We start from the raw sequence: 23,198 nt of genomic DNA, 5'->3' as shown, positions 1-23,198 counted from the left end.
GAAGGGATGAGGGGGCGGCTCCGGTGAGCGGATCGGCGAAGCCGAAGCGGCGGAGGGCCGCGGGGGCCGCGTTGCGCTATGAGCATGTGCGGCGGCGGCCGTCCGCGTGGCAGGAGGCGAAGGAGAAGACGTCCTGGAGGGACGCGGGTTCGGGCTGCCTGATCCTGCTGGTCGGCCTGATGGCGGTCGCCGGTTTCGGCATGACCGCACAGGCGTGGGGGCCGGAGCTCTGGGGCAGGGTCGCCCCCGCCTCACCCGGCGGCGGGTATGGCTTCGCGGCCGTCGTCGGCGCCCTCCTGCCGATCGGGGCGGCCGCCGTGATCGCGACGCTGACACGTATGAAGTGGAAGACGAGCCCGCTCCGTTCGCTCGGCTGGGTGGCCGCCTCCCTGCCCGGCGTGGCCGCTTGTTCCTTCTGTGCGCTGGTCGTGTTCACGACCTCGCGCCCCAAGTACCACCGCGACTGGGACACCGAGTGCTACAGCCGGGGCAACCCCTGCTGGGTCCACGTGGAGTACCCCTGGGTCTGGGCCGTCGGCCTGCTCTCGACCGTGCTCGCCGCCGCCGCGCTGATCACCGTGCTCATCAGGGTCGCGAACGCCCGCGAGAAGACCCCGACCGCCTGAGCCCCGCGCCCCCGCGTCTCCCTTCTCGGCTCTGAGCCCGTCCCCTGCCCGGCGTCCGGTGGCTGGACGACACCTGTGTCGCCTCGTGTGACGCGGATCACGGGAACCCGGGGTGCGCGGATCGTCAGTTAATGAAGGTGAGCACAGACATGCGTACCCGAATACGGGCCGGGGATCCGAGCGCGTTCGCCGAGCTGTACGACAGCTACGCACGCGCCGTGTACAACCACGCCTTCCGCCTCACCGCCGACTGGTCCGCGGCGGAGGACGTGATGGCCGAGACCTTCATGGAAGCGTGGCGGCTGCGTGACCGGGTCGACGCCGAGGGTGGCAGCCTGCGGCCGTGGCTGCTGGGCGTGGCGATCAACGTCGCCCGGGGCCACCATCGCAGCAACCGGCGCTACCGGGCCGCGGCGAACGCCGCCGCGGAGGCCGAGACGGCGCTGCCCGACCACGCCGACGAGGTGGCGGGCCGGCTCGACGACCGACGGCGTATCGCCGCCGCCCTGCGCGCGCTTGCCGCACTGCGCAGACCCGAGCGCGAGGTCCTGACGCTGTGCCTCTGGGAGGGGCTGGAGTACACGGCCGCGGCCGAGGCGCTGGGTATCGCCGTCGGAACGGTGCGCTCTCGCCTCTCCCGCGCACGCGCCAAGCTGCGCAAACTCACCGAGGCCGAACTCGGCGGCCGACCTGCCCCCCGGGCGGCGCCGGTCCCGTACTCGGACTACCGCGCCGAAGAACGCGCGGGAAAACCCGTACGAGGAAATCGGGAACTCGGCCCGCCGGATCGACAGACAAGAGGAGAACACATCCACTCGATCCGGCCCGTATCGGAAGGAAATCGATGAAAGCGACCCAGTCCCGGCAGAGTCCGGCCGAGTGGGAGGAGAGCGCGCCTCTCCTCCCACCGACTGCGCGCGATCTCCCGGCGGGCCGTCACCAGTTCCACAAGGAGCGTTTGATGGCCCACATCCAGCAGGACACCCAGCGGGACACGAGCACCACGACGGCCGCCCCCACCCTTCCGAAGCCCCGAGGGCTCCGCCTGCTGCGTCCGGCGTTCGCGCTGCCCGCGATGGCGCTGACCGTGGCCGGCGCGGTCGTCGCCGGGATGGTGCTGCTCGACAGCGGCGTGCACAACGACGGTCTCGCCACCGGGCCCGCAGCGATCATCCCCGTCGGCGCCACGACCACCAAGGGCCTGCCGCAGCTGATCGACCAGGTCTCACTGGCGGCGGCCGAGGAGACCCACCCCACGGTCAAGCCCGGTCAGTACGTCTACGTCGAGTCCCAGACGTCCGGCACCTTCGTGAAGACCGTCGACGGCGAGGGCAGCCTCGCCAGCTACGTGCTGCACCGGCGCCAGATCTGGCGGTCCGCCGACGGCACCAAGGGCTGGCTGATCGACGCGGCCGTCAACGACAGCTCCGAGGGCGAGACGCTGAGCCTGCCCGACGAGCAGGGCAACACCCCGGAGGCCGGTCTGAACCACCCGTCGTACGACTTCCAGGCCCGGCTGACCACCGACCCCGACGAACTGCTGAAGCTGATCTACAAGGAGACCGCGGGGCACGGCAACACCCCCGACCAGGAGGCGTTCACCACGATCGGTGACCTGCTCGGCGAGAGCTACCCGCCCGCGAAGCTCTACTCGGCCCTGTTCAAGGCCGCCGCGAAGATCCCGGGCGTGGTCGTGGTGAACGACGCCAAGGACGCGCTCGGCCGCTCGGGCGTCGCGGTGGCGCGGCTGGACGAGACCAGCGGCGAGCGCGAGGAGTGGATCTTCGACAAGAAGACCCACGGCTTCCTCGGCGAGCGGACCGTGCAGGTCAAGTCGGTCACCCAGGACGGCGTCGTCATCAAGCCCGGCACCGTCCGCGGCATCAGCGCCATCACCAAGCGCGCGATCGTCGACGGCATGAAGCAGACCCCTGAGCAGAAGGGCTGAGGTCCCGCCGCCACAGGCTGAGGCCCACCGCTGCCACCGCTGCCCGCCGGCCCCGTGGCCCCCGTCCCAGGACGGCGGCCACGGGGCTGTGCGGGCCTCGGCGGTTGTCGTACGCCGCCACCACTCTTGCTCGCGCGGTGCACTGCACCGGAACCGGCGAGGCAGAGCCCTAGCCGACCTTCGTCATCCGGGCCACCGGGTCCCCCGCCTCGGCGTTGTCCGTGTCGTAGGTGAGGTCGCTGCCGACGGGAGTCAGCCGGACCTCGTGCCGGCCTTTGGTGCAGACGTCGCGGTTGGACTCCGCGGCCACGCTCGTGGCGACGAGCTGTTTCTTCGTGACCTTCTTGAGGATGAGGACGTCGTCGCAGATGCCGCCGATCTGGTCGGTCTGCCGGAAGGTGCCCAACTCCTGTCCCACGGCTGCCTGGTGGACCGTGACCCGGAAGGTGCCCATGGGGAGGGTGCCGTTGAGGGCGAGCCCGTCGCCCTCCCAGGTGCCGAAATAGGAGGCCGGGATCCTGGACGGCTGCCCGCCCGGACCGGGGACACTCGCCGACGGCCCCGGTTCAGTGGCGCTCGCGCTCGTCGACGGACGCGTGTCGGGGAAGGTCTGACTCGCCCTGGCGGACGGGCTGTCGCCCGACGCGCTGCTCCGGTCGTCGCCGCCCGGCAGCAGGTCGAACAGGAACGCCGAGCCCACGGTGGCCGCCGCCAGCGCTCCCGCGACCGCCAGCGCGACCGTGCAACTCATCCTGCGGCCACGCCCGTCGGTGCCGGGCGCGGAGGTCGCCGCCACACTGACGGAGACCTTGCCCGGACGGTCGTACGGCTGCTGTTCCGGCGCCCCCTCGCGGTGTACGGCGTCCTGGGGCCCGGCCGACCGGCTCTCGCGCTGTCCGGGTACGTACGGCGGCATCGGGGGCGGTGGCCCGAAGCCCGGCGGGGGCGGCCCGAACTCCCCGCCCGTCCCCGGCACCCGGGCCACCTCGCCGGACGCCACCCCACCGGACGCCACCTCTCCGGACCCGGCGCCGCTCCCGGTCGCCCGGCCGGCCTCCACCGAGGGATTGCTGAACCCCACCGGCCCGGAGGGCGGGGCCTCCCCGGCCCCCGTCGCCTCAAGGTTCAGCAGTTGTACGGCACTTCGACTCACCCGCTCGACCAGGGAGCCCGGCAGCCAGCCCGCCGACACCAGCCGGGCGGCGCCCTGCGGTGCGAGCCGGACGGCCACCTCGCCCGGAGTGGGCCGCGCCGCAGGCGACTTGGCCAGGCAGGCCGCCACCAGCTCGCGCAACTCGCCTTCCAGGGAGTCGAGTCGCGGCTCCTCGTGCACCACCTTGTAGAGGAGGGAGGCGGAGGAGTCGCCGGGGAAGGGGGGTTCGCCGGTGGCGGCGAACGCGAGGACCGCGCCGAGCGAGAAGACGTCCGCGGCTCCTGTGACGCCCTTGCCGAGGATCTGCTCGGGGGACATGTAACCGGGGGAGCCGACGGAGACCCCCGTCGAGGTCAGGGAGGCGGTGCCGTCCGTGGCCCGCGCGATGCCGAAGTCGATCAGGAGCGGGCCGTCGAGGGTGAGCAGCACGTTGGAGGGTTTGACGTCGCGGTGGACGAGGCCCAGCGCGTGGACCGCCGTGAGCGCCTCGGCCAGACCGGCTCCGAGGACGTGCGAGGAGTGGACCGGAAGCGGTCCGCCGTCCGCTACGGCGGCCGTCAGTGAGGGACCGGCCGCGTAGCCGGTGGCGACCCAGGGAACCGGAGCCTCCGGGTCCGCGTCCAGGACGGGGGCCGTCCAGGCGCCGCCCACCCGCCGCGCGGCCTCGACCTCGCGGCGGAACCGGGCGCGGAACTCCTCGTCGAGCGCGAAGTGCGGATGCACGATCTTGACCGCGACCGTACGCCCGCCCGCGCTGCGGCCCAGATACACGCGCCCCATGCCGCCGGAACCCAGCCGGCCGAGCAGCCGGTAGGGCCCCACGACCGTGGGTTCGTCGACTCCGAGCGGCTGCATGGCACTCACGGCTCACCCCTCCCCCGTACACACTGCCCAGCAGCGTAGTGCCGTGCGCGCCCGGAGCCGCGTCACTGTCGCCCGGTATCTGTCGGCTCGTACCCGTCAGCCTCGTGCCGATCGGCGCCTCACGGCTGGAGGAGCCGTACGTTCACGTCCGCCGGGAACCCGGTGGTCGAGCCGACCCGGCGGGCGAACTCCCGTACGGCCGCCAGTTGCGGACCGCCGAAGCGGAAGTCGAGCGTCGTGAAGTACTGCTCCAGGACGGCCTCGTCGAAGGCCTCCCACCGGGCCGCCTGCTCGGCGACCTTGGAGACCTCGTCGAGGGAGAGGTCCCTGGAGGCGAGGAAGGCCTGGTGCACCTTGCGGGTGACGAGCGGTTCGCGCTCCAGGTAGTCGCGGCGGGCCGCCCACACGGCGAAGACGAACGGCAGGCCCGTCCACTCCTTCCACAGAGCGCCGAGGTCGTGCACCTGGAGACCGAACTTCGGCCCGTCGAGCAGGTTGGCGCGCAGCGCCGCGTCACCGATGAGGACGGCGGCGTCCGCCTCCTGCATCATCAGGCTCAGATCGGGCGGGCACGTGTAGTACGAGGGCTGGACCCCGACCTTCTCGGCCAGCAGCAGCTGCGCGAGCCGCACCGAGGTGCGCGAGGTCGAGCCGAGGGCGACGCGGGCGCCGTCCAACTGGTCGAGGGGAACCTGCGAGACGATCACGCAGGACATCACGGGGCCGTCGCAGCCGACCGCGATGTCCGGGAAGGCGACAAGGTCGTCGGCGTGCTTGAGGAACTCGACGAGCGTGATGGGCCCGATGTCGAGATCCCCCCGCACCAGCTGCTCGCTGAGCTTCTCCGGGGTGTCCTTGGTGAGCTCGAAGTCGAGGAGCGTGCCCGTTCTCGCGAGCCCCCAGTACAGGGGCAGGCAGTTCAGGAACTGGATGTGGCCGACGCGCGGCCGGGTGCGAGAATTGTCCACATCGCGAGGCTAGCCCTCAGGCGATACGGAGCAGGCTTCAGGGTCGGCGTGTGCTGGTGGAAACCATCCGGACCCCTCATGTCAACTGTTGTGACACCACGAAGTCAACGCACGTCAGACCCCTCGCCCGCACGGGCCACCCTTCCGGATGACGTGATCTTTGCCTCTATTGCTTTCGGCTGCCTGCGTGCTAGGCTCGCCGCAAGTTGCAGTTTGGTTTCCCTTGCAGTACAGAGCCTGCGGAGCATGTGACCGCGGGCTCTCGTCGTTTTCAGACGTATGCAGTTGTTTACACAATCGCAGGTTCTGGAGCAGGGCAACCCTTTGGGCCCAAGGAGGGCTTATGGCTACCGGAACCGTGAAGTGGTTCAACGCCGAAAAGGGCTTTGGTTTCATTGCCCAGGAAGGCGGCGGCCCGGACGTCTTCGTCCACTACTCCGCGATCAACGCGAGCGGATTCCGCTCTCTCGAAGAGAACCAGTCGGTTTCCTTCGACGTCACGCAGGGTCCGAAGGGCCCGCAGGCGGAGAACGTCACCCCGCTCTAAGCCTTTGGCTCCATGAGCCCAATGCTTTGATCCGGAACGGATAGCAGTACCCAAGGAGCCCCGCGCCAGCCGGTCGCGGGGCTCCTGCCTTTCCCCCGCGCCCGCCCGCCTTCACGCTCCCGCCCCCACCACCGGTGCTTCACACGTGTTGCATCACGAGCACGAACGCCGTCCCCGGTTCCAGCGCCTCGTACGCGTGCGGCACATCGCCCCGGTACGCCATGTAGTCACCCGGGCCGAGCTCGACCGCCTCGCCGCGCGGGCCCGCCTTCAGCCGCCCCGCGCCCACGATCAGATGCTCCACGCTCCCGGGAATGTGCGCGTCGGATTCACGCGCCGCGCCCGGTTCCACCCGCAGGTGGTAGATGTCGCGCCGGGCTCCCGGCGGACTCGCGGAGAGCAGCGTCGCCGCGTAGGCCGCCTGCTCCGAGTGGACCGTCGGCCCCTCTCCCGCGCGGATCACCTGGACGGCCGGGGTCGGCGGCTCGACCAGGGCGCTGAACGGTACGCCCAGCGCGACGCCCAGCGCCCACAGCGTCTCCATGCTCGGATTGCCGCTCGCCGCCTCCAGCTGGGACAGCGTGGACTTCGCGATCCCGGCACGTTTGGCCAGTTCGGACAGGGAGAGGCCGGCCCGCGTGCGTTCGCGGCGCAACGAGGCGGCGATCCAGTCGAGGGGGAGGCGCGCCGGGGGGACACCGGAGCCGTCATCGGTCATGTCGTTCTCTCCATCGGTCCGAACGTTCGGCTTGACGAACAGAGTGCTTGCTGTTCATTGTAGAAAACATGCGTTCGCTGTTCCGAACACCACTCCCGGCCGCTGACACACGTCTGCTGCGGGACGTGGCCCTCGTCTGTCTCGCCGGCGGGGTCGTCGGCGTCTCCTTCGGGGCCATCGCCGTCGCGGGCGGGCTCCCGCTGTGGTTGCCGGTGGTGATGTCGCTGCTGGTGTACGCGGGCTCCGCCCAGTTCAGCGCGGTCGGGATACTCCTGGCCGGGGGCGGACCGTTCGCCGCGGCGGCCACCGGACTGCTGCTCAACACCCGCACGGCGGCCTACAGTCTCGCGGTCGCCGAGGTCATCGGACGGGGCCGCGTCACCCGCTGGTTCGGCGCCCACCTCGTGACCGACGAGACGGTCGCCTTCACCCTCGCCCAACCGGACCCCGCCCGCCGCCGGGCGGCTTTCTGGATCTCGGGGCTCGGCCTCTACGCGTCCTGGAACCTGTGCGTCCTGCTCGGCGCCCTCGCCGGGAGCGCGCTGGGCGACACCGGACGCTACGGACTCGACGCCGCGTTTCCCGCGGTGCTCGTGGCGCTGGTCCTGCCCGCACTGCGCAAGGACGCCGACGTACGACGCGCAGCACTCGCCGGAGCCGCCGCGGCACTGGCGCTGACGCCCTTCGTCCCGGTCGGCGTGCCCGTGCTGATGGCCCTCACCGGACTGCTGCTCCTGGGCGGGAGGACGGCATGAGCGCCACGGCACCGGCCCTGACCGCCGTCCTCGCCCTCGCCGTCGGGACGTACGTCTTCCGGCTGACCGGGCCGCTGCTGCACGGGCGGGTCGAACTCTCCTCCCGGGTGCGGAGGTTGCTGTCCGCGGGAGCGGTGGTCCTGCTCGTCGCGCTGCTCGCCACGGGCGCGCTCACCGAGGCCCACGGATTCGCGGGGTGGGCCCGGCCGACCGGAGTGCTGACGGGCGGAGCACTGGCCTGGCGAAGGGCCCCGTTCGTGGTCGTGGTGCTGGGAGCCGCGGCCACGACGGCGGCACTGCGCATGGCCGGGGTCAGCTAGGACGGGACAAGACACAAGACAGGCCAGGCCAGCTCAGGCCAGCCCAGGTGAGCTCAGGTCAGGCCAGGTCAAAGGTGCCGCCCCTTTCGGCTACGCGTACAGAGCCTCTATCTCCTCGCTGAAGTCCTTCTCGATCGCCGCGCGCCTCAGCTTCATCGAGGGCGTCAGATGACCGGACTCCTCGGTGAAGTCGACGGGCAGGACGGTGAAGCGGCGGATGGATTCGGGGCGCGAGACGAAGCTGTTGGCTTCGTCGACGGCGCGTTGCAGGATGGCCAGCAACTCGGGGTCGTCCATGACGAGTTCGGCGGGAACCGGGTGCTTGCCGTTCATCCGGCGCCAGTGGGTGATGCCCTCGGGGTCGAGGGTGAAGAGGGCGGAGATGAACGGGCGGCCGTCGCCCAGGACCATGCACTGGGCGATCAGCGGATGGGAGCGGAGCCAGTCCTGCAGAGGTGCCGGGGCGACGTTCTTGCCGCCCGCGGTGATCAGGATCTCCTTCTTGCGGCCGGTGATGGCGAGGTAGCCGTCGGCGTCCAGTTCACCGATGTCGCCGGTCGCGAACCAGCCGTCCGGCGCCGCGTCGACGACACCGCCCGCGTGCGGGTCCCAGTAGCCGCGGAAGACCTGCCCACCGCACAGCAGCACCTCTCCGTCGGCGGCGATCCGCACCCGGGTGCCGGGCAGAGGCCGGCCCACCGTGCCGAGGCGCGGTTTCTGCGGGGGCGTGACGGTCGCGGCGGCCGTGGTCTCCGTCAGGCCGTACCCCTCGAAGATCTCGATTCCGGCTCCCGCGTAGAAGGCGGCCAGCCGGCGGCCGAGCGGGGATCCACCGCAGATGGCGTGCCGGACCCTGCCGCCGAGGGCGTTGCGGATACGCCGGTAGACCAGGGGATCGTAGAGGGCGCGGGCCGCGCGCAGGCCCCGGCTCGGACCGGGACCGGTGCCGTGCTGCTTGGCCTCGACCGCCTCGCCGTACTTCTGGGCGATCCGCGCCGCCCGGTCGAAGGACGAACCGCGGCCCATCCGTTCCGCCGTGGCCCGGCCGGTGTTGAAGACCTTCTCCAGGACGTACGGGATGGCGAGCAGGAAGGTCGGTTTGAACGAGGCCAGGTCCGCGAGGAGTTCCTCGGTCTGGAGGCTCGGGGCGTGGCCGAGTTTCACCCGCGCGCGCAGACAGGCCACGGCCACCATGCGGCCGAAGACGTGCGAGAGGGGGAGGAAGAGAAGGGTGGAGGCGGGCTCCCGGGTGCGGGCCTTGAAGATCGGGTAGAGCAGTTCCACGGCGTTGTCGACCTCGGCGAAGAAGTTGCCGTGGGTCAGGACGCAACCCTTGGGACGGCCGGTGGTGCCCGAGGTGTAGATGAGGGTGGCGAGCGTGGCCGGGCCCAGCACTCCGCGCCGTACGGCCACTTCCTGGTCCGGGACATCGCGGCCGAGTTCCGCGAGGCGCTCCACATGACCCTTCTCGAAGACCCACATGTGCCGCAGATCGGGGATGTGCTCGCGCTCGGGGCCGAGCGTCGCGGCCTGCGCCACGGTCTCCACGGCGAGCGCGACGGCCCCCGAGTCCTGGAGGATCCAGCGGGTCTGGAAGACGGACGAGGTCGGATAGACGGGCACGGTGACCAGGCCCGCGGCCCAGGCGGCGAAGTCGAGGAGGGTCCACTCGTACGTCGTCCGGGCCATGATGGCGATCCGGTCGCCCGGCACGAGTCCCTCCGCGATCAGTCCCTTGGCCACCGCCAGGACCTGGTCGGCGAACTCGGCGGCGGTCACGTCGGTCCAGCCGTCGCCGTCCGGGGTCTTCCGGCTGAGGACCGGCTCCAGCGGGGCGACGGCCGCGTTGTCGAACGGGATGTCAGCGAGGGAGCCGTGCGTCACCTGGCCCGCGATCGGCGGCACCGAGACCTCGCGCACGACACCGTCCAGCCGCCTGATCTCGGGCTCCGGGAGCGGAGGGGCGGAGTCGGGGGAGTACGGGCTGGACACGGGGCGGCTCCTTGTCGGCCGGAGGCCGGGGCGGGTGCAAGGCGTGTGCGGGCTCGGAGGAGCGCGGGGGCGCGAATCCTCATACGGCCCTGGGGAGTGGGGGGTTCAGGGTTCTCGGCAACCCGGTGAGACGGGGATCCTACGGCGCCGAAGTGTGGAGTTTGTGTCGCTTTGCGGCAGGCAAGGTGCGGGTTACCCGGGGTAGCTGTGGCTTCTTCCGGACCTTCACCACCCCGCCCCCACGACTTCGACGACCCCGGCACCGGAACGCCCCGGCGCCGGTGCGCCGGAGTCCCACACAGCCCCTCACCGGGGGCCCGCCTTCGGGAGATTGCCGCGACTCATCTCGACCCGCCCCTCACTCCGACGTACCCTTACCCCGGGTAACTTACTCCAGAGTAAATGCGCGTCCGAGCCGAGAGTCGGACAATCCCCCGCCGCGAGACGCACCCTCCCCCCTCCGAGAGCAGCACCTTCCCCACCGCCGAGAGCCGCAGCTTCCCCACCCGCCTGGAGACCTCGATGCGCACTCAGCCTCCCGTCCGCCCCGAGCCCCGGACCCTCACCGCTCCCCCCTCCCTCGTTCCGCTGCTGGCCCGCGGCGCCCTGCTCTCCCCCCTCAAGCGCCCCCGCCCGGACGCCCCCGTCCCTGCAACCCGGCTCGTCCTCTCCGGCGTGCGGGTCGACCTCGCCCACCTCGCCGCCTACGAGCGGGTGTGCGGGTTCGCGACCGGCGCGGACGCCCTGCCGGTCACCTATCCGCATGTGCTCGCCTTTCCGCTGGCGATGCGGATCATGGCGGGGCGCGCGTTCCCGCTGCCGCTGCTCGGGCTGGTGCACACATCGATCGAGATCACCCGGTACCAGGAGTCCGCCGCGACCGCGGAGTACGAACTCGGCGTACTGGTAGAGAAGTTGGCGCCGCACCGACGGGGTACGGAGGCGACCGTGCTGACCGAGGCAAGGGCCGACGGCAGGCTCGTATGGGAGTCGAGAAGCACCTACCTCGCCCGGCACCGGCCTCGGGACCGGGCGCAAGACCGAGACCGGGCGCAAGACCGAGACCGGGCGCAAGACCGAGACCGGGCGCAAGACCGAGACCCGGACCAGAGCCAGGACCCGGACCAGAGCCGGGACCAGAGCCGGGACCAAGGCCGGGACCGCCCCCGCGACCGGACCGCGCGGAACGCCGCGCAAGAGGCCCCGCCAGGAACCCCGCGCCACGCCTCGCGACGGGCCCCTCAGGTCCCCTCGCAGGGAGCCCTGCCGGAAACCCCCCAGGGCGTCACGCCGTTCCCGCCGGCCGAGGGGCCGGAGCCGCTGCCCGTCGTCGCCGAGTGGTGCCTCGCCGAGGACGTCGGCCGCCGCTACGGCGCCGTCTCCGGGGACCGCAACCCCATCCATCTGCACCCCCTCACCGCCCGCCTCTTCGGCTTCCCGCGTGCCATCGCGCACGGCATGTGGACCGTCGCCCGCTGCCTCGCCGCGTACGGGCCGCAGCAAGCGGTGGGAGTGCGGGCCGAGTTCAGGGCGCCGGTGCTGCTGCCCGGGGCGGTGACGTACGCCGCGCGGGGCCCGTCGTTCGAGCTCCGCTCGGGCGACCGGGTCCATCTGACCGGCGCCGTACGGCCGCTCGGCGCGTGAAGCGAGTGAACGCCGCAGGGCGGCTGCCCGCGCTGCGCCCGTACTACTCGCCGCAGCGCGCGGGCGCGTATCTCGGCGGCATCCTGGAGCGCAACGGCCTCGACGAGAAGGGCAGGCCGCTGACTCCCGCGCCGGGCGGGGGCGGAACGGGCCCGCTGCGGGCGGTCGTCCGGCGGGCGGCGCGCGGTGGCGCCAAGTCCCTCTACCGCGTGGGCCGCGAGAAGGTCGCCCCCGCACTGCGCCGCTGGGGCCAGAACTGACCCGGCCGACGCGGACGGAACCCGCGCCGGGCGGGTGTGTCAGACCTCCGCGGCGGCCTGGGGCGGGATCCCCGCGGCGGGCGGGGACCACGGGCGGCCCTGCATCATCGTGCCGAGTCCCGCCCAGGCGAAGTTCATCAGGGTGGCGGCGGCCTGCCGGGCCGAGACGCCCGGGGTGGCGTTGGCCCACGCGGCCAGCGACTCGGCGGCGCCCACCAGTGCCTCCGCGAGCCCGGCGACCTCCCGGGCGGGCAGCGACGGGTCACGGTGCGCCTCGCGCGCGGCGACGACGATCAACTGCGTGACGAACTGGACCAGTTCCTCGCGCATCGCGAAGACCTCGGCCGCGAAGGGCTCACCGTGCGTACGGGCCTGGAGGTGCAGAACCGACCAGCCGTCCGGGTTCTCCGCGGTGTGGGTGAAGAACGCCCGCAGCCCTTCCCAGAGTTGGCGGTCGGCGGGGAGTCCGGGGCGGACACCGGCGCGCACGGCGGCGGTGAGCGCCTTGGCCTCACGCCGGATGCACGCGGTGAACAGGTCTTCCTTCGAGTTCAGGTACAGATACACCAACGGCTTGGACACGCCCGCCAGTTCGGCGATCTCGTCCATCGACGCGGCCCGGTACCCGCGCTGCCCGAAGGTCCGTACGGCCGCGTCCAGCATCTGCTGTTCGCGTACCGCACGCGGCATCCGCTTGTTCTTCACAGCACCCATGCGCCAAGCGTACGATCGGCCGCCGCCGGGCCGGGCGCGCAGGAGTGTCAGGAGGCCTGGTTCGGGGCGCCTTCGGCGGTCTCGTCCAGGACGGCGTCCTCCTGGTTGCGGTTGCGCTCCAGGTTGGCCTTGGCGCGGTCCACGCGGGCGACGACCTGGGCCGAGGCGCGGTCGCGCTCGCCGCGCAGGACGACGAAGCTGATCGGCGCGGAGATCACCAGGGCGAGCAGGACGACCCACATGTAGTTGGAGTCGCCGAGGCCGCGCGGGGCGATGCCCGAGTAGACGAGGCCCCAGACGACCACGAGGCAGCCCACGAAGATACCGAGGCGCATCAGTGTGTAGCGGAACATCTCAATCCACTCTTCCGTTCCGAACGCTCCCAAAGAACTCTGTCCAGTGAAGCACGCCGGGACGGCGATCTTGCAGCGGGTCCTCGGTCCCGGACTGAGGGCACCTCGGTCCCGGACCGAGGGAGTCCTCGGTCGCGGACCGAGGGAGTCCTCGGTCGCGGAGCGCGGGGGCCCTCAGCCGCGGAGCGCCAGGGGCAGCAGCATCGTGATGTCGTCCCGTTCGTCGCCGGGCGTGACACGGATCGCGCCGGGCACCCGTCCGACCTCCTTGTAGCCGCAGGAGGTGTAGAAGCGCTCCAGCCCCTCGCCGCCCCGGCAGGTCAGCCGGATCGCGTCGATGCCGTCGAGGCTGCCCGCGACGTCCTCGACGGCGGCGAGCAGGTCCCGGCCGTACCCCTTGCCCTGGTGCCGGGGGTGCACCATCACGGTGTACAGCCAGACCCAGTGCTTCATCAGCCGGTGGGTGTTGTGCGTGAGGAAGGCCGTCGCGGCGACGTCGCCCGCCTCGTCCCGGCCGACCAGGAGCCGGGTGCGGCCCTCCGCCATGGCGACGAAGTGCTTCACGAGTTCCGGGCGGACGTCGCCGGCGGTCACCGGCGGCACGAAGCCGACGGAGCCGCCCGCGTTCGAGACGTCCACCCAGAGGGCTACGACACCGTCCCGGAGCTCGGGGGTGACGGCCGGGTCCAGTTCGAAGAGCAGCCCCACGTCAGACCCGCATCGGCTGCGGCGACTCGCGACGCGCCGGGTCCGGTCCGTCGTACTCGCGGATGATCTCGTACCGCGTGTTGCGCTCGACGGGGCGGAAACCGGCGTCCCGGATCAGGTCCAGGAGGTCGTCGCGGGTCAGCTTGTTCGGGGTGCCGTAGTTGTCGGCGTCATGCGTGATCTTGTACTCGACGACCGATCCGTCCATGTCGTCGGCGCCGTGCTGGAGCGCGAGCTGGGCGGTCTGGACGCCGTGCATGACCCAGAAGACCTTGACGTGCGGGACGTTGTCGAAGAGCAGCCGGGAGACCGCGAAGGTCTTCAGGGCCTCGGCGCCGGTCGCCATCTGGGTGCGCGCCTGGAGCCGGTTCCTGACCTTGCCGTCCTTCATGTCCACGAAGTCGTGCTGGTAGCGCAGCGGGATGAAGACCTGGAAGCCGCCGGTCTCGTCCTGGAGTTCACGCAGCCGCAGCACGTGGTCGACCCGGTGACGGGGCTCCTCGATGTGCCCGTACAGCATCGTGCACGGGGTCTTGAGACCCTTCTCGTGCGCGAGGCGGTGGATGCGCGACCAGTCCTCCCAGTGGGTGCGGTGGTCGACGATGTGCTGCCGGACCTCCCAGTCGAAGATCTCCGCGCCGCCGCCGGTCAGCGACTCCAGGCCGGCCTCGATCAGCTCGTCGAGGATCTCCGAGGCCGACAGCCCCGAGATGGTCTCGAAGTGATGGATCTCGGTGGCCGTGAACGCCTTGAGCGAGACGTCCGGCAGGGCCTTCTTCAGCTCGCTGAGCGAGCGCGGGTAGTAGCGCCACGGCAGGTTCGGGTGCAGGCCGTTGACGATGTGCAGCTCGGTGAGGTTCTCGCCCTCCATCGTCTTGGCGAGGCGGACGGCCTCCTCGATGCGCATCGTGTACGCGTCCTTCTCGCCCGGCTTGCGCTGGAACGAGCAGTACGCGCAGGACGCGGTGCACACGTTCGTCATGTTGAGGTGACGGTTGACGTTGAAGTGGACGACGTCGCCGTTCTTCCGCGTGCGCACCTCGTGCGCGAGGCCGCCGAGCCACGCCAGGTCGTCCGACTCGTACAGCGCGATGCCGTCCTCGCGGCTGAGCCGCTCACCGGCCCGGACCTTGTCCTCCAGCTCGCGCTTGAGCCCGACATCCATGCGATTACCTCTCCCTGTGACGAAACGCTGCCAACCGTACTCCCCCGACTTCCGGCGGAAGGCCCCCCATCAGGGCCTTCGCGCCAGGGGTGTCCCTAGTCCTCCTCGGGCAGCTCTCCGACCCGGTTCTCCCACTTGGTGGAGAGCACGATCGTCGTACGGGTCCGGGAGACGCCCTTGGTCCCGGACAGACGCCGGATGGTCTTCTCCAGTCCGTCGACGTCGCTCGACCGCACCTTGAGCATGAACGAGTCGTCGCCCGCGATGAACCAGCAGTCCTCGATCTCACTGAGGTCGCGCAGACGCCGGGCCACGTCCTCGTGGTCGGCCGCGTCGGAGAGCGAGATGCCGATCAGGGCGGTGACGCCGAGACCGAGCGAGGCCGAGTCGACCGTCGCGCGGTACCCGGTGATGACACCGGCCGCCTCCAGCCGGTTGATGCGGTCGGTGACACTGGGTCCCGACAGACCGACGAGGCGCCCCAGCTCCGCGTAGGAGGCCCGGCCGTTCTCCCTGAGGGCCTGGATGAGCTGCCTGTCCACCGCGTCCATGCGATCGAAGCCTTCCACTGAAAAGGTCTGAGAAGTCTTGAGGTGTTGAGAGGTCTTGCGAGGCCTTGAGGTCTCGCGAGGTCTTGGAGTGTCTGAAGATCCGAGAAGGTCTGAAGGGTCCTGAACTGCCTGGTGGTGCCCGGTGCGTCCTGCGCGTCCCTCAGGTGGTGTCGCTCCGGGAACCGCTCCCGAGTTCGCCCTTCCACCGGCGGTACAGGCCGTGTTCGACACCCGCCGCGTCGAGGACCCGCCCGGCGACGAAGTCCACCAGGTCCTGGATGTGCGTGGCGCCCGCGTAGAACGCCGGCGAGGCGGGCAGCACGGTCGCGCCGGCGTCGTCCAGGGAGACCAGGTGACGCAGCGTCTGCCCGTTGAGCGGGGTCTCCCGTACGGCGACGACCAGCTTGCGTCCCTCCTTGAGAGTGACGCTCGCGGCCCGCTGCAACAAATCCTTGGAGAGGCCGAGGGCGACTCCGGCCACGCAGGCGGTGGACGCGGGCACGATGAGCATGCCCTTGGCCGGGTACGAGCCCGACGAGGGCCCCGCCGCCAGGTCGCCCGCGCTCCAGTGCCGTACGCCGTCGAGATGCTCCTCGAAGGCGTCGAAGGTGCCGGGCTTGCCGTCGGCGCCCCGCGCCAGCCATTCACGCAGGTCGTCCCGCCAGTGGGCGTCGCGGAACGGGAGGCCGGTCTCGTCGAGCAGCGTCAGCCGTGAGGCCCTGCTGACGACCAGGTCGACGCTCTCCCCCGCTTCCAGCAGCGAACGCAGCACCGCGGCCGCGTACGGCGTACCGGACGCGCCGGACACCCCCACGATCCAAGGCCGGCGCTGCGTCTGTCCTGGCTTCATGATGTCGAGCCTATCCGGCCACCGCCCATGGTCAGACCGTGAGCCCGCGCACCAGCAGATCGAGCAGGGCGCACACGAACAGCGCGATGCCGATGAAACCGTTGACCTGGAAGAACGCCCGGTTCAGACGGGTCAGGTCGTGCGGCTTCACGATGGAGTGCTCGTACAGGAACGCGCCAGAGACGATCACCAGGCCGAGCCAGAAGAAGGCGCCCGCGCCGGTGGCCACCCCGTACCAGACGAAGAGCGCCGTCGTCACCGCGTGGCAGGCCCGCGCACCCCAGATCGCGGCCGGGATGCCGAAGCGCGCCGGTACCGACATCACGCCGATCTCCCGGTCGGTCTCGACGTCCTGGCAGGCGTAGATCAGGTCGAAGCCGCCGATCCACACGCCGACCGCGAGGCCGAGGACGACGGCGTCCCAGGACCAGGTGCCGGTGATGGCGATCCAGGCGCCGATCGGACCCATCGCCTGGGCGAGACCCAGGATGGCCTGCGGGAAGTTCGTGAACCGCTTGCCGTACGGGTAGACGACCATCGGGATGACCGCGATGGGCGCCAGCGCCAGACACAGCGGGTTGAGCAGGGCGGCGGCGGCGAGGAACACGACCAGGGCGACCAGCGCGCCCGTCCAGGCGTGCTTCACGCTCATCGCGCCGGTGACCAGTTCACGATGGGCCGTACGGGGGTTGCGGGCGTCGATCTCGCGGTCGATGATCCGGTTCGCCGCCATGGCGAAGGTGCGCAGGCCCACCATCGCGACGGTGACGAGGAGCAGCTTTCCCCAGTGGATGTTCTTGTCCCACGCGAACATCGCCGTGAGCGCGGCGATGTAGGCGAAGGGGAGCGCGAACACCGAGTGCTCGATCATGACGAGGCGCAGGAACGCCTTGGTGCGGCCCGGCTGCGGAAGCGCCGCGGAAGCTGAACTCACAGCCCGTACTCCTTCCAACGGCGGTCGACCTTCGCCGCCGTTTCCGGGTCGGACAGCACCATCTCGGGCCAGCCGCCGTCCCGGGTGTAGCCCTCCTCGGGCCACTTCTTCGTCGCGTCGATACCCGCCTTGCCGCCCCAGAACTGCTGGTAGGAGGCGTGGTCGAGGTGGTCGACCGGGCCTTCGACGACGGTGAGGTCCCGTCCGTAGTCCGTGTTGCCGAGCGCCCGCCAGGCCACCTCGTGCAGATCGTGGACGTCGCAGTCCGCGTCGACGACGATGATGAGCTTCGTCAGGGACATCATGTGGGCGCCCCAGACGGCGTGCATCACCTTCTGGGCGTGCTTGGGGTACTTCTTGTCGATCGCGACGATCGCACAGTTGTGGAAGCCGCCCGCCTCCGGCAGGTGATAGTCCACGATGTCCGGCACGATGATCTTCAGCAGGGGCAGGAAGAACCGCTCCGTCGCCCGGCCGAGAGGTCCGTCCTCCGTCGGAGGCCGCCCCACCACGATGGACTGGAGCAGCGGCCGCCGGCGCATCGTCACACAGTCGATGGTCAGCGCCGGGAACGGCTCCTGCGGGGTGTAGAACCCGGTGTGGTCGCCGAACGGCCCCTCGGGCAGCATCTCGCCCGGCTCCAGCCAGCCTTCGAGGACGACCTCGGCGTTCGCGGGCACCTGGAGCGGCACGGTCTTGCAGTCGACCATCTCGATCCGCTTGCCCTGGAGGAACCCGGCGAAGAGGTACTCGTCGATGTCACCGGGCAGCGGGGCGGTGGAGGCGTACGTCACGGCGGGCGGGCACCCGAAGGCGATCGCCACGGGCAGCCGCTCGCCCCTGCGGGCGGCGACCTGGTAGTGGTTCCGGCTGTCCTTGTGGATCTGCCAGTGCATGCCGATGGTGCGCTTGTCGTGGCGCTGGAGCCGGTAGAGGCCGAGGTTGCGGATGCCGGACTCGGGGTCCTTGGTGTGGGTGAGCCCGAGGTTGAAGAAGGAGCCGCCGTCCTCGGGCCAGGTGAACAGGGCGGGCAGGGCGTCGAGGTCGACGTCGTCGCCCCGCAGCACCACCTCCTGCACCGGCGCGTCCTTCACCTTCTTCGGCGGGACGTGCGCCATCGCGCCGAGCTTCCCGAAGGCCTCGCGCACTCCGACGAAACCGTGCGGCAGCTCCGGCCGGAGCAGTCCGCCGATCTTCTCGGAGATCTCGGCGTACGACTTCAGGCCGAGGGCCTTCAGCAGTCGCCGGTCGGTGCCGAAGACGTTCATCGCGAGCGGCATCGCCGACCCGCGCACGTTCTCGAAGAGCAGCGCGGGGCCGCCCGCCTTCTGCACCCGGTCGACGATCTCCCCTACTTCCAGGTACGGATCCACCTCGGCCTTGATGCGCTTGAGGTCGCCCTCGCGCTCCAGCGCCCTGAGCAGGGAGCGAAGATCGTCGTAAGCCATGTGTCCAAGTATCGGCCACCCGCTACCCTGTGCCCGTCACCGGGGGGCCCGTGCCGCCCCGCCACCGTTCACTGGGGGAACGTTCGGTCATGCTCAGGTATCTGCCGTTTCTGCTGGTTCTGGCGCTGATGATCTACGCCTTCATCGACTGCCTGAACACGCCGGAGGAGGAGGTCCGAGGCCTGCCCAAGGTGGTCTGGATCATCATCATCCTGCTCTTCGGCGAGATCCTGGTCGGTCCCGTCGTCTGGCTCGTCGCGGGCCGCAACCGCAGGGGTCCGGGCGCCGGCGCCACGCCCTCCGAGTGGCACCGCAACCACCGGACGACGTTCGTCGCTCCCGACGACAACCCCGAGTTCCTCCAGTCCCTCAAGGCCGAGAACCGCAAGGACGAGGCCCTCCTGAAGGACTGGGAGGCCGACCTGCGGCGCCGCGAGGACGAGCTGAAGCGGCGCGAGGAGCAGAGCAGGACCGACGAAGAGTCCTGAGGTGGAACTGCGCCTGCTGGTGACCTTCGAGAAGGTCGCGACCGTACTGAGCTTCACCCGGGCCGCTGCCGAGCTGGCGTACGCGCAGTCCAGTGTGACCAGCCAGATCCGCGCCCTGGAGACCTCGCTCGGCACGGAACTCTTCGACCGGCTGGGCAGCAGGATCCGGCTGACCGAGGCCGGTGAACGACTGCTGCCCTACGCCCGGCAGATCATCGAGCTGACCGACGAGGCGCGGGCCGCGGTCGTCGGCGCCGAGGAGCCCTCCGGCACCCTCACCGTCGGCACGATGGAGTCCCTCACCTCGTACCGGCTGCTGCCGCTCCTGGAGTTCTTCCACCACCGTCACCCCCGGGTCCGGCTGTCGCTGCGCACGACCATCGGCGACGAGACCCGCCGGGCGCTGCTCCAGGGCACGTACGACGTCGGCTTCCTGATGGAGGAGGAGACCGAGCACGCGGGTCTGGAGGTCGCGGTGCTGGCGGTGGAGCCACTGGCGCTGGTCGCCGCGCCCGGCGATCCGCTCGCCGGCACGGCACCGGACACCGCCGATCTCCCGGGCCGGTCGCTGCTCGCCACCGAACCCGGCTGCGCCTACCGGGACTTGTTCGAGCGGGAGCTCAACTCCCGTGTCCCGGAGGGTTCCTCCGTCGACTTCACGGAGTTCGGCACGATCGAGGCGACCAAACGGGCCGCGGCGGCCGGCCTCGGCATCGCGCTGCTGCCGGAGGTGACGGTCGCCGCGGAACTGGCGCGGGGCGAGCTCGTACGACTGCGCTGGGAACCGCCGTTCACGCTTCGGACGCAACTGGCGTGGCGGGCCGGGAAGCGGCTTCCGGCTCATGCGCGGCTGTTCGTGGAGCGGGCACGGCAACTGGTGTCCGAGGAGACCGGTCGGTCCGAGTGATCCGGGCGGCCGGGCCGCTCCCGGCGGCGCGGGGAAGCGTGACCTTCAGGCTGGCCGTCACGATCAGCGGGACGCCGAGGGCCTGGACGAGGCCGATGTGGTGGCCGTACACCGCCCAGTCCATGACCATGGCGACGGCCGGGTAGGTGAAGGCGAGCACCGCGATCTTCGCGGTCGGGAGCTTGGCGTACGCGGCGTACATCAGGACGTACATCAGGCCCGTGTGGACGACTCCGAGCCCGACCAGCCAGCCCCAGTCGGCGCCGGTCCCGCGCATCGCGCCGAAGTCGGCGAAGGGGAGCAGCAGCGGGATGCCGACGAGGACCTGGACGAGCGCGATGAGGTGCGGCCGTACGCCGGTGATGCGCTTGGTGACCAGGGTGGACAGCCCGTACAGGAGTGCGGCGAGGAGGGCCTGCCCGACGCCGGTGAGATACGCCCCGCCGTGCGAGAAGTCGGCCGGGGTGACGCCCGAGACGAGGACCAGACCGGCGAAGGCCAGCGCGATCCAGCCGGCCTTGGCGGCGGTGAGCCGTTCACGGAACAGGAGGGCGCCCAGCAGCACCACGTAGAACGGCTGGGTGTGGTAGACGACGGTGGCGACGGAGATCGAGGTGTTCTCGTACGACTGGAAGAGCAGGACCCAGTTGAAGACGATGAACACCCCGCCGAGCGCGGCGAGTCCGAGCTTGCGCGGGGTGAACCCGTGGCCCCGGAAGTATCCCCGGGCCAGCGCGTAGCCGCCGAGGGCGAGCGCCCCGAACAGGACGCGGAAGAAGACGACGTTGAAGGGCGAGGCGCCGGACTCGACGACGAAGACGCCGAGGGTGCCGGAGAGCATCATGGCGGCGGTCAGCTGGGCGGCGCCCTTGTTCTCAGTGTTCGCGACTGCGGTGGCGGAGGTCATGCCCCGAAGGTAGGAGCGGGGACCGGTGGCGGGCCACGGGCCAGTGGGGCGTCCTGCCGATGGCCCCATCGGCGCCGCCGATGCCTCTACCGGCCGACGGGCGGGGCGGGAGCTAGCGGGCCGGCTCTTCGCGCAGGACGAGGGCGAGGAGGCCCGGGAAGCGGGCGTCGAACTCCGGCCGGCGGAGCCGGTTGACGCGCTTGGGGCCCTCGTCGCGCTGTTCGACGAGTCCGGCTCCGCGCAGTACGGCGAAGTGATGGCTGAGAGCCGCCTTGCCGACGGGCACGTCGAAGCTGCCGCAGCTGCGGCTCCACTCCGCGGACCCCGCCAGCTCCCTGACGAGCTGGATCCGCACGGGATCGGCGAGGGCCGCGAGGGCGGCCGGTACGGGGACCTCGTCGGGGTGGGTGTGCTCGGGCGCCGCCCGATGACTGGTCCGCTCCGCCACGCCGGGCCTCCCTGGTGTTTTCCCGATCCGCTTGCCGAGTGTTCGATGAAAACCATACACTCTCGAGTGTTCGCTTTTCATTGAACAGTGGGCGCGGGGCGCCGGCTGTCCTGCCGAGCATCAACCAGGGGTGTGCCATGCGTTCGGTCGAATTCCAGGAGTACGGCGGTCCCGAGGTCCTGCGGGTCGTGGAGGCGAAGGTCCCCGAGCCGGGCCCCGGGCAGGTGAGCATCGACGTGGCCTACGCGGGCGTGAACTTCGCCGATCTGCTGGCGAGGTCGCAGGGCTACCGCGTACCGCGTCTGCCCTTCGTACCGGGCCTGGAGGTCTCGGGCCGGATCCGGGCGGTCGGCCCGGACGTGACGGGACTGCGGGCCGGCCAGGAGGTCGCGGCGCTGACGGAGGGCGGGGCCTACGCGGACGTCACCGTGGCCGAGGCCGTCACGGTCTTCCCGCTGCCCGACGGTGTCGGTCTGCGCCCCGGCGCCACTCTCCCCACCGTCCTGCCCACGGCGTACGGGCTGCTGCACACCGTGGGCCGGCTCAAGGCCGGCGAGACGGTGCTCGTCCAGAGCGCGGCGGGCGGCGTGGGCACGGTGCTGGGCCAACTGGCGAAGGCGGCCGGGGCCGGCGCGGTGTACGGCGTCGTGTCCGGCGCGCCGAAGGCCGCATACGCCCTCGGCCACGGCTACGACGAGGTATTCGTGGGTCCCTTCCGGGACGAGGTCCGCGCGGCGACCGCCGGCCGCGGAGTGGACCTGGCGCTGGACCCGGTGGGCGGCGAGACCTTCCGGTCCTCCCTCGCCTCCCTCGCCACCTTCGGCCGTCTGGTCGCCTTCGGCAACGCGAGCTCGGAGGAGCCCTGGGCGGTGGGCCAGCCGGAGCTCAACCCGACCGGCCTGTCGGTCGGCGGGTTCTCGATCCTCGGCCTGGCCAGGACGGCCCCGGCCGCCCTCCGCGACATCGCCTCGCGCGCGTTCGAGGCGGTGGCCGACGGCACCGTGACGCTGCCGGTGACGGCGGAGTTCGACCTGGAGGCGGCCGGGGAGGCGCACGCGCTGATGGGGTCGCGGACGAGCACGGGCAAGTTGCTGCTGCGGGTGGCGCATTCGGATCGGTGACGGCCGTGAGTGTCGGACCCCCGGTCTACCCTTCCCCGCCATGACGACTCGCCTCCACGCCACCCGCGCCTCCTACGACACCGTCGCCGCCGACTACGCCGAGCTGCTCAAGGACCAGTTGGGCGGACCGCTGAACCTCGCGATGCTGGCGGCGTTCGCGGAGCGGGTGCGGGCCGGCGGGGGCGGGGCCGTGGCGGATCTCGGGTGCGGGCCTGGGCGGGTGACGGTCCATCTGGAGAAGTTGGGGCTCGACGCGTTCGGGATCGACCTGTCGCCGGGGATGGTGGCGGTGGCCCGCCGGACCCATCCCCATCTGCGGTTCGAGGTGGGCACGATGACCGGCCTCGACCTCGGGGACGGCACGCTCGCCGGAGCCCTCGTCTGGTACTCCACCGTGCACACGCCGATCGACGAACTCCCCGTGATGTTCGCCGAGTTCCACCGTGTCCTGGCCCCCGGCGGCCATCTGCTCATCGCCTTCAAGGTCGGCGCCGAACGCGTCCGCCTGGAGCACGCGTACGGCCATGACGTGGACCTCGACGTCCACCGCTTCCCGCCCGAGCGGGTCGCCGAACTCCTCAGGAACGCGGGCCTGTTCGAGGTTGCCCGCCTAGTCCGCGAGGCCGAGGGCCCGGAGAAGACCCCGCAGGCCTTCATCCTGGCCCGCAGGCCGGAGAGCGGCTGACGACCCCGGGCGACCCCTGCGCGCCCACCGCCGCTGACCTCCCGCCGGACGGCCCCGTCGCGCCGGGAGGGTGCTTACCCGCATTGCCCTCGTGTTCCGGCCACAGGAGACTGGAGTCCCGCAG

General features: G+C 71.1%; 26 protein-coding genes. 12 read left to right on the top strand and 14 right to left on the bottom strand.

Annotated elements, in window-relative coordinates; genetic code table 11:
- The first annotated feature begins 23 nt into the window (after positions 1–23).
- From ACZ4N5_RS27245 to ACZ4N5_RS27235, 3 genes are all read left to right on the top strand, one after another.
- Positions 24–626, top strand: coding sequence for a hypothetical protein (locus ACZ4N5_RS27245; protein WP_467759670.1), 603 nt, complete (start codon positions 24–26; stop codon positions 624–626).
- A 149-nt stretch (positions 627–775) separates the two neighbouring features.
- A complete protein-coding gene (locus ACZ4N5_RS27240) occupies positions 776–1,474 on the top strand; it encodes an RNA polymerase sigma factor (RefSeq protein WP_467759669.1) in 699 nt (232 codons plus the stop codon).
- Positions 1,471–2,574 carry a CU044_5270 family protein gene (locus tag ACZ4N5_RS27235; RefSeq protein WP_467759668.1) on the top strand — a complete coding sequence of 368 codons (1,104 nt, stop codon included), beginning with the start codon at positions 1,471–1,473 and terminating at the stop codon, positions 2,572–2,574. The genes ACZ4N5_RS27240 and ACZ4N5_RS27235 overlap by 4 nt, the downstream gene beginning before the upstream one ends.
- A 169-nt stretch (positions 2,575–2,743) precedes the next feature.
- On the opposite strand, the gene ACZ4N5_RS27230 is transcribed toward ACZ4N5_RS27235, so the two are convergent.
- The gene (locus ACZ4N5_RS27230) at positions 2,744–4,582 is read right to left on the bottom strand and encodes a serine/threonine-protein kinase (protein ID WP_467759781.1); all 1,839 of its coding nucleotides are present in this window, start codon (positions 4,580–4,582) and stop codon (positions 2,744–2,746) included.
- A 128-nt stretch (positions 4,583–4,710) separates the two neighbouring features.
- Positions 4,711–5,559: a menaquinone biosynthetic enzyme MqnA/MqnD family protein gene (locus ACZ4N5_RS27225; RefSeq protein ID WP_467759667.1), complete on the bottom strand. Its 849-nt coding sequence runs from the start codon at positions 5,557–5,559 to the stop codon at positions 4,711–4,713.
- A 343-nt stretch (positions 5,560–5,902) separates the two neighbouring features.
- Here ACZ4N5_RS27225 and ACZ4N5_RS27220 point away from each other — a divergent pair, with 343 nt between their 5' ends.
- Positions 5,903–6,106, top strand: coding sequence for a cold-shock protein (locus ACZ4N5_RS27220; protein ID WP_010986243.1), 204 nt, complete (start codon positions 5,903–5,905; stop codon positions 6,104–6,106).
- Between the two features lie 139 nt (positions 6,107–6,245).
- Here the strand turns inward: ACZ4N5_RS27220 and ACZ4N5_RS27215 are convergent, their stop codons facing one another.
- Positions 6,246–6,824, bottom strand: a complete 579-nt coding sequence (locus tag ACZ4N5_RS27215) for a helix-turn-helix domain-containing protein (protein ID WP_467759666.1) — start codon at positions 6,822–6,824, stop codon at positions 6,246–6,248.
- Between the two features lie 68 nt (positions 6,825–6,892).
- Between ACZ4N5_RS27215 and ACZ4N5_RS27210 the strand changes: the two genes are divergently transcribed.
- Positions 6,893–7,579, top strand: a complete 687-nt coding sequence (locus tag ACZ4N5_RS27210; RefSeq protein ID WP_467759665.1) for an AzlC family ABC transporter permease — start codon at positions 6,893–6,895, stop codon at positions 7,577–7,579.
- A complete protein-coding gene (locus ACZ4N5_RS27205; protein WP_467759664.1) occupies positions 7,576–7,899 on the top strand; it encodes an AzlD domain-containing protein in 324 nt (107 codons plus the stop codon). The genes ACZ4N5_RS27210 and ACZ4N5_RS27205 overlap by 4 nt, the downstream gene beginning before the upstream one ends.
- 90 nt (positions 7,900–7,989) lie before the next feature.
- Here ACZ4N5_RS27205 and ACZ4N5_RS27200 read toward each other — a convergent pair whose 3' ends face one another.
- Positions 7,990–9,891 (bottom strand): AMP-dependent synthetase/ligase, encoded by a 1,902-nt coding sequence (locus ACZ4N5_RS27200; RefSeq protein ID WP_467759663.1) that lies wholly within the window; start codon positions 9,889–9,891, stop codon positions 7,990–7,992.
- A 522-nt stretch (positions 9,892–10,413) separates the two neighbouring features.
- Here ACZ4N5_RS27200 and ACZ4N5_RS27195 point away from each other — a divergent pair.
- Together ACZ4N5_RS27195 and ACZ4N5_RS27190 are read left to right on the top strand one after the other, a co-directional pair.
- Positions 10,414–11,535 carry a MaoC family dehydratase gene (locus tag ACZ4N5_RS27195; protein WP_467759662.1) on the top strand — a complete coding sequence of 374 codons (1,122 nt, stop codon included), beginning with the start codon at positions 10,414–10,416 and terminating at the stop codon, positions 11,533–11,535.
- Positions 11,532–11,795 carry a hypothetical protein gene (locus tag ACZ4N5_RS27190; protein ID WP_467759661.1) on the top strand — a complete coding sequence of 88 codons (264 nt, stop codon included), beginning with the start codon at positions 11,532–11,534 and terminating at the stop codon, positions 11,793–11,795. The genes ACZ4N5_RS27195 and ACZ4N5_RS27190 overlap by 4 nt, the downstream gene beginning before the upstream one ends.
- 39 nt (positions 11,796–11,834) lie before the next feature.
- Here ACZ4N5_RS27190 and ACZ4N5_RS27185 read toward each other — a convergent pair whose 3' ends face one another.
- From ACZ4N5_RS27185 to ACZ4N5_RS27150, 8 genes are all read right to left on the bottom strand, one after another.
- Positions 11,835–12,509, bottom strand: coding sequence for a TetR/AcrR family transcriptional regulator (locus tag ACZ4N5_RS27185; protein ID WP_467759660.1), 675 nt, complete (start codon positions 12,507–12,509; stop codon positions 11,835–11,837).
- A gap of 47 nt (positions 12,510–12,556) precedes the next feature.
- Complete coding sequence (locus ACZ4N5_RS27180; RefSeq protein WP_467759659.1) at positions 12,557–12,862, bottom strand: DUF4229 domain-containing protein; 306 nt, start codon at positions 12,860–12,862, stop codon at positions 12,557–12,559.
- 174 nt (positions 12,863–13,036) lie between these two features.
- Positions 13,037–13,570 (bottom strand): GNAT family N-acetyltransferase, encoded by a 534-nt coding sequence (locus ACZ4N5_RS27175; RefSeq protein WP_467759658.1) that lies wholly within the window; start codon positions 13,568–13,570, stop codon positions 13,037–13,039.
- A 1-nt stretch (position 13,571) separates the two neighbouring features.
- Entirely contained in the window at positions 13,572–14,735 is a 1,164-nt protein-coding gene (gene mqnE / locus ACZ4N5_RS27170) for an aminofutalosine synthase MqnE (protein ID WP_401338789.1), read from the bottom strand.
- A gap of 95 nt (positions 14,736–14,830) precedes the next feature.
- Complete coding sequence (locus ACZ4N5_RS27165) at positions 14,831–15,286, bottom strand: Lrp/AsnC family transcriptional regulator (protein WP_037627278.1); 456 nt, start codon at positions 15,284–15,286, stop codon at positions 14,831–14,833.
- A 160-nt stretch (positions 15,287–15,446) separates the two neighbouring features.
- Complete coding sequence (locus tag ACZ4N5_RS27160) at positions 15,447–16,136, bottom strand: UbiX family flavin prenyltransferase (RefSeq protein WP_467759657.1); 690 nt, start codon at positions 16,134–16,136, stop codon at positions 15,447–15,449.
- A gap of 31 nt (positions 16,137–16,167) precedes the next feature.
- Positions 16,168–17,070: a menaquinone biosynthesis prenyltransferase MqnP gene (gene mqnP, locus ACZ4N5_RS27155; protein ID WP_467759656.1), complete on the bottom strand. Its 903-nt coding sequence runs from the start codon at positions 17,068–17,070 to the stop codon at positions 16,168–16,170.
- Positions 17,067–18,518, bottom strand: coding sequence for a menaquinone biosynthesis decarboxylase (locus ACZ4N5_RS27150; RefSeq protein ID WP_467759655.1), 1,452 nt, complete (start codon positions 18,516–18,518; stop codon positions 17,067–17,069). Before ACZ4N5_RS27150 ends, mqnP begins: the two co-directional genes overlap by 4 nt.
- Before the next feature lie 89 nt (positions 18,519–18,607).
- Between ACZ4N5_RS27150 and ACZ4N5_RS27145 the strand changes: the two genes are divergently transcribed.
- The gene (locus ACZ4N5_RS27145) at positions 18,608–19,006 is read left to right on the top strand and encodes a PLDc N-terminal domain-containing protein (protein ID WP_467759654.1); all 399 of its coding nucleotides are present in this window, start codon (positions 18,608–18,610) and stop codon (positions 19,004–19,006) included.
- A gap of 1 nt (position 19,007) precedes the next feature.
- Positions 19,008–19,913 carry a LysR family transcriptional regulator gene (locus ACZ4N5_RS27140; protein WP_467759653.1) on the top strand — a complete coding sequence of 302 codons (906 nt, stop codon included), beginning with the start codon at positions 19,008–19,010 and terminating at the stop codon, positions 19,911–19,913.
- On the opposite strand, the gene ACZ4N5_RS27135 is transcribed toward ACZ4N5_RS27140, so the two are convergent.
- Both ACZ4N5_RS27135 and ACZ4N5_RS27130 read right to left on the bottom strand, forming a co-directional pair.
- Positions 19,798–20,820, bottom strand: a complete 1,023-nt coding sequence (locus ACZ4N5_RS27135) for a DMT family transporter (protein WP_467759652.1) — start codon at positions 20,818–20,820, stop codon at positions 19,798–19,800. The genes ACZ4N5_RS27140 and ACZ4N5_RS27135 overlap by 116 nt on opposite strands.
- A 112-nt stretch (positions 20,821–20,932) precedes the next feature.
- Positions 20,933–21,268 (bottom strand): ArsR/SmtB family transcription factor, encoded by a 336-nt coding sequence (locus ACZ4N5_RS27130; RefSeq protein WP_467759651.1) that lies wholly within the window; start codon positions 21,266–21,268, stop codon positions 20,933–20,935.
- Between the two features lie 137 nt (positions 21,269–21,405).
- Here ACZ4N5_RS27130 and ACZ4N5_RS27125 point away from each other — a divergent pair, with 137 nt between their 5' ends.
- Positions 21,406–22,389, top strand: a complete 984-nt coding sequence (locus ACZ4N5_RS27125; protein ID WP_467759650.1) for a quinone oxidoreductase family protein — start codon at positions 21,406–21,408, stop codon at positions 22,387–22,389.
- A 40-nt stretch (positions 22,390–22,429) separates the two neighbouring features.
- Positions 22,430–23,074 carry a class I SAM-dependent DNA methyltransferase gene (locus tag ACZ4N5_RS27120; protein ID WP_467759649.1) on the top strand — a complete coding sequence of 215 codons (645 nt, stop codon included), beginning with the start codon at positions 22,430–22,432 and terminating at the stop codon, positions 23,072–23,074.
- Positions 23,075–23,198 lie beyond the last annotated feature (124 nt).

The organism is Streptomyces sp. NPDC026500, from assembly GCF_055567635.1.
Note: the sequence above shows the minus strand (reverse complement) of the source record. Positions and strands in the feature narration are given on the sequence as shown.